The sequence below is a fragment of the Micromonospora globispora genome (assembly GCF_003857015.1).
Lineage (GTDB): Bacteria > Actinomycetota > Actinomycetes > Mycobacteriales > Micromonosporaceae > Micromonospora > Micromonospora globispora.
Genome location: NZ_QGGF01000219.1, coordinates 1 through 5386, shown reverse-complemented (window position 1 = coordinate 5386; position 5386 = coordinate 1). Strand labels below are relative to the sequence as shown.

At 74.5% G+C, this 5386-nt stretch carries 4 protein-coding genes and 1 pseudogene; all 5 read right to left on the bottom strand.

What is annotated here, in order from left to right; genetic code table 11:
* The coding region (gene sepX, locus DKL51_RS09105) for a divisome protein SepX/GlpR (RefSeq protein WP_124811952.1) at window positions 1-548 on the bottom strand (548 nt) is incomplete at its 3' end.
* A 184-nt stretch (window positions 549-732) separates the two neighbouring features.
* A complete protein-coding gene (locus DKL51_RS09100) occupies window positions 733-1383 on the bottom strand; it encodes a GNAT family N-acetyltransferase (protein WP_109947776.1) in 651 nt (216 codons plus the stop codon).
* Window positions 1380-2693, bottom strand: coding sequence for a molybdopterin molybdotransferase MoeA (locus tag DKL51_RS09095; RefSeq protein WP_109947775.1), 1314 nt, complete (start codon window positions 2691-2693; stop codon window positions 1380-1382). Before DKL51_RS09095 ends, DKL51_RS09100 begins: the two co-directional genes overlap by 4 nt.
* Window positions 2690-3649 carry a UTP--glucose-1-phosphate uridylyltransferase gene (locus DKL51_RS09090; RefSeq protein WP_109947774.1) on the bottom strand — a complete coding sequence of 320 codons (960 nt, stop codon included), beginning with the start codon at window positions 3647-3649 and terminating at the stop codon, window positions 2690-2692. The genes DKL51_RS09095 and DKL51_RS09090 overlap by 4 nt, the downstream gene beginning before the upstream one ends.
* Before the next feature lie 9 nt (window positions 3650-3658).
* Window positions 3659-5332 (bottom strand): annotated as a pseudogene (locus DKL51_RS09085) (sensor domain-containing diguanylate cyclase); the annotation flags it as partial.
* Window positions 5333-5386 lie beyond the last annotated feature (54 nt).

The following is a 5386-nucleotide window of genomic DNA, read 5'->3' as shown; positions in this document are numbered from 1 at the left end:
GACTCGCGGGCCTCCGCGCGCCGCCGCCGGCGTTCGGCCAGCGCCCGCTTGCGCAGGTGTACGACGTACGCCACGAGCAGCGTCCCGGTCACCGAGAAGCTGATCCAGAAGCCGGGGCTGACCAGCACCACGCCGATCAGCTCGACGCCGTTGAGCAGCAGCAGCGCGGCCAGCACCCGACGGCGGCGGTAGATGGCCGGGGTGTGCTGGCGGCGCTTCGGCGGGTGCCGACGACGGGACCGGTTGGCGGTGGGCGACACGGCGCGCAGCCGGTTCGGCCGACGCGGCGCGGGCGGCGCGGAGACGGGAGCACTCAGACCGCCCGTGCTCGCGTCCTCACTGAGAGTGATGACGAGGGTGCGGGGCGGCTTGATCGGCCGCCGTCCCGGCACAGTACGGCGCCGCCGGCGGCGCTGGAGCACCCGCGCCGTCGACTGCGCCCGCTCCGCCACCAGCCGCTCGGTGGCGTCGTACCGACGGACCAGCGCCGGCGCGAAGGCGAGCAGGCCGGCGGCGGCGAGGACGGCGAGGAGCACCGAGGTCGGCACCCTCACCCCTCCCGTCACCGAATTCGGGGCAACCGCCCGCCCGCCGCAAGATCTTCCACGGATCATCGTCCACGGCGCAGATCCTGCGGTCGGGCGGCGCTTGCCAGAGCTTGCAGTTACTTGAGGTTACGGGCGGTGGACCGACTTGATGGCGCGCCGCGCCGAGCGCCGGAGGTAGGACGCTTCACCCGGCGTTGTCACGTGCGCGGTGCCAGCGGGCCAGCAGCCCGCCCTCGGCGAGCACTTCCTCGCTGGTCATCGCGTACCCGATGTGGTCCCGCCAGGCACCGTCGATGTGCATGTACCGGACGTGGTACGCCTCCTCGCGGAAGCCGAGTTTCTCGACCACCCGCCGGGACGGCCGGTTCTCCGGCCGGATGTTCACCTCGACCCGGTGCAACCCGCCGGGGCCGAACGCGTGGTCCACGGCGAGCGCCACCGCGGTGGGGATCACCCCACGACCGGCCACCCGGGAGTCCACCCAGTAGCCCACGTACCCGGAGCAGAACGCCCGCCGGACGATGCTGCCGATGTTCAGGTGCCCGACCAGCCGTTCCCGCCCGTTCTCCCGCAGGCAGACCGCGAAGGGCATGCCCTCGCCGGTACGCGCCGAACGACGCTGGTCCTTGTGGACGAAGCGGAACGCGGCCGGCGAGTTGAGCTCGTCCCAGCTCCCGGGCAGGTTCGACTCCCACGGCGCGAGCCACTCCCGGTTGGCGCGCCGCATCTCCGACCAGGCGGCCGCGTCCGAGCGCCGATAGGGGCGCAGCACCACCGGACCGTCCACCAGCACCGCCGGCCAGCCCGGCGGCCGCCCGAACCCCAACAGGCTCACCGGCGCCGGTCCAGCAGCAGCACGTCCACCGTGGAACCCGCCGCGGCCGTGGTGACCCGCTCGCCGAGCACCAGCAGCCCGTTCGCCTCGGCGAGCCCGGAGAGGGTGAACGGTCCGCCGCTCAAGGGCTGGACGGTGTAGCCGCCACCACGTCGTTCGGCAACGTGCGCCGGGCGGAACTCGCGCAGCCCCACGGGGGACGAGACGGTCTCCAACAGGTGCGCCCGGACACTGGGCCGGAACACCGGCTCGGCCCCGGCGAGCAGCTGGATGGCCGGCCGGGCCAGCACCTCGAAGCCGATCAGCGCCGCGCCCGGCTCACCGGGAAGACAGACCACCGGCACCTCCTCGGCGCCGACCGTACCGAACCCGAGTGCCGTGCCGGGATAGAGGGCGACGTCGGTGAAGCTCACCGGCCCCGCCCGGCCGCCGTCGCGACGGGAGAGGATCCGGCGCACCATGTCGCCCGGCCCGGTCCCGGTGCCGCCGGTGGTGATGATGAGGTCGGCCCGCAGGGTCTGATCCTCCAGCAGGCCGCGCAGCGCCTCCGGGTCGTCGTCGCAGATCCCCACCCGGTACGCCAGCGCGCCCGCCTCCGCCGCGGCGGCGGTCAGCGCGTGCGAGTTCACGTCGACCACCTGGCCGGGCTGGCTGCCCCGGCCCACGTCGACCAGCTCGTCGCCGGTCGCCACGATGACCACCCGGGGGCTGGGCCGGACCACGACGTGCCCGATGCCGGTGGCGGCGAAGACGGCGACCAGCGCCGGCGAGACGTACGTGCCGGCGCGGGCGAGCAGGGTGCCGGCAGGCAGTTCCTCACCGGCGCGGCGGACGCCGTACCCCCGCTTCGGGGCGCGGAAGATCTCCACGGCGGCCATGCCCTGGTCGGTCCACTCCACCGGGACCACCACGTCCGCCGCGATGGGCAGCGGCGCCCCGGCGGCGACCGAGAAGCACGAGCCGGGGGTGAGTCGTACCGGCCGCCAGCTCGCCGCGCCGAGGTCGCCGACCACGTTCAGCCGGATGCTGCGGCCGCCGGGCGTGCCGGAGGGGGCCGGGACGTAACCGGGGCCCCGGCTCCCTCCGGAGATGTCCTCCCAGCGCGCGGCGTACCCGTCCACCGCCGCCTGGTCGAAGGCGGGGAACGAGTACGGCGCGACGACGTCCTCGGCGAGGACGTTGCCGTACGCCTGGGTGAGGTCGAGGTCGAGTGGCGGCAGCGCGCGTAACCTGCGCAGCACGCTGCCCAGGTAGTCGGCGAGCGGCGTCAACTCGTTCGCGGCCGCCTCGGCGTCGGCCGTCGCGGTCATCTACCGGGACCGGCCGACGCGTCCGAGTTGACGAACTCGACCAGCCACTTGCGGAACTCGGGACCCAGATCCTCCCGCTCGGCGGCGATCTGCACCACGGTCTGCAGGTAGCCCAGCGGCATGCCGGTGTCGTAGCGGGTGCCCCGGTAGACGATCGCGTGCACCGGCGTGCCCTCGTTGCGCAGGATCTCCATCGCGTCGGTCAGCTGGATCTCACCGCCGCTGCCCGGCTCGGTACGCCGGATCGCGTCGAAGATCTTCCCCGGCAGCACGTACCGGCCGAGGACGGCCAGGTTGCTCGGCGCCTCCTCCGGCTTCGGCTTCTCCACCAGGCCGGTGACCTTGACGACCTCGGCGATGTCGCTGAACTCCGGCTCGGCCGGCTCGACCGAGGCGATGCCGTACCGCTTGGTGTCCGCCGGGTCCACCTCGAAGAAGGCCAGCACCACGCCGCCGGTACGGGCCTGCAGCTCCAGCATGGCCGGCAGCAGCGGCTCGTCCATCTTGACGAACTCGTCGCCGAGCAGCACCGCGAAGGGCTGGTCGCCGACGTGCGACTCGGCGTACCCGACGGCGTGGCCGAGGCCGAGCTGCTCGGGCTGCCGGCAGGTGTAGATCTCAGCCAGCTCGCTGGGGCGCTGCACCGCGGCCAGCCGCTCGGTGTCCCCCTTCTCCTCGAGCTTCGCCTCCAGATCGGGGCGACGGTCGAAGTGGTCCACCATCGACGTCTTGCCGCGCCCGGTGATCAGCAGCACGTCGTTGATGCCGGCCTGGGTGGCCTCCTCGACGATGTACTGCAGCACCGGCCGATCCACCACCGGCAGCAGCTCCTTCGGCACCGCCTTGGTGGCCGGCAGGAACCGGGTGGCCAGGCCGGCGGCCGGGATGACGGCCTTGACCGCGCGCGGACGACCGGTCGCGGCGGTCGCTGAGGGATTTGCTGAGTGCTCCGACATGTCGCGAGACTATCGGCCACGGCTCTGCCGCGGCGGGTGAGGACCGGAAGACGCGCCGCCCGGAACCCCGCCCGCGGCGTCGGGAGCGCCGCTCCGGGGCGGTCCTTCCGGTGGGCCGAGGGCACCCGCCGGCACCGGGATCTCCTCGGCCGGCGCGTGGGGCGGCTGCGCCACCCGGTAGCCGTCCCGGCCGGCGGCCTTGGCCGCGTAGAGCGCCTCGTCCGCCGCGTCCAGCACCTGCTGGCCGGTCGCGGCGTGGTCGGGATAGACGGCGATGCCAATGGAGACGGTCACCGCCACCCGCACCGGCGCGCCCGAGTGTCCGTCCACCGCGACCGGGCTGTCCCGGACCACCGCGCCGAGCCGCTCGGCGACGATGGCAGCGCCGCGGGCGTCGGTCTCCGGCAGCAGCACCACGAACTCCTCGCCGCCCTGCCGGAAAGCCAGGTCCACCTCACGGATCTCGCCGCGTACCCGGCGGGCGAACTCGATCAGCACCGCGTCCCCGGCGGCGTGGCCCCAGGTGTCGTTGACGTCCTTGAAGCGGTCCAGGTCCAGCGCCAGGACGCTGAGCATCCGGCCGAAGCGGTTCGCCCGCTCGACCTCGCGCCGGATCGACTCGCGCAGGTAACGGTAGTTCCACAGACCGGTGAGCGGGTCGGTCAGCGACAGCCGCTGCGCCTCCTCGTGGACCCGGACGTTGTCCACCGCCACCGCCGCATGGCCGGCGAAGGTCCGCAGGGTGGCCAGGTCGTCGTCGTCGAACCCGTGGCCGCCGAGCTGGTCGTAGAGGGCGAGCACGCCGAGCGCGCTCGCGCCGCCGTCGCCGTCCCCTTCGGCGGGCGGGTGACCGGGCCGCTCCGGGCCGCCGCGCAGGCCCAGCTCCGCCGCCCCGGGCGCGGCGAACGGCACCGCCACGTACGTCTCGCACACCGGCTCCCCGGTCGGGACGGCCGGCGGTGCCCAGCGGCCGCGCTGCGGCTCCCCGGTGGCGGCGACCGCCCCCACCACCCCGGTGCCGACCGGCACCCGCAGCGTCGCCGGGTCGGCGGGGTCCCCGCCGGGCCAGCGTCCCTCCAGCCCCTCGGCGCACTGGCCGACCAGCACGCCGTCCGAGTCGACCAGCAGCACCACGCCCGCCCGCGCGCCGGTCGCGGCGATCGCGCTGTGCAGGATCACCCGTAGGATGCGGTGCAGGTCGTGGGTGCTGGCCAGGGTGTCGCCGAGCACCGCCAGGTGGCCCCGGAGCTGGTCGCGACTGCTGGTCAGCGCGGCCACGTAGCTGCCGGTCTCCCGGGTCATCCGGTTGAAGGCGCGGGCCAGCCGCCCGATCTCGTCGCGGCTGCGCACCGGCACCCGGGCGGTCAGGTCGCCGTCGGTGACCCGGTCCACTGCGCCGGCCAGCTCCATCAGCGGTCGGGTGGTCACCCGGGCCAGCCGCCAGGCCGCCAGCACGGCCAGCAGCGCGGCCAGCACCACCGCCCCCACCAGCGCGGCGTAGAGGCCGGGTGGCCGATCCGCGGGCACCGACAGCACCAGCGGCAGCGGCTGCCCCGGGGACGGGCCGACCCGCCGGACGTACCGGCCGTCGGAGGTCTCGGCGACCCGGTCCCCGTCCACGGCGCGGGCGGCGGCGAGCACCGCCTCGCGTACGGCCGGGGTCTCGGTGGTGTGGGCGACGCGGACGGGGCCGGTGGCTGTCTCTTATAGACATCTGATGCTGCCGACGATCGCATA

Bases quoted from the DNA above. Each gene is read 5' to 3' on its own strand.
- DKL51_RS09095 (WP_109947775.1), bottom strand. From the start codon at position 2,693: ATGACCGCGACGGCCGACGCCGAGGCGGCCGCGAACGAGTTGACGCCG.
- DKL51_RS09090 (WP_109947774.1), bottom strand. From the start codon at position 3,649: ATGTCGGAGCACTCAGCAAATCCCTCAGCGACCGCCGCGACCGGTCGT.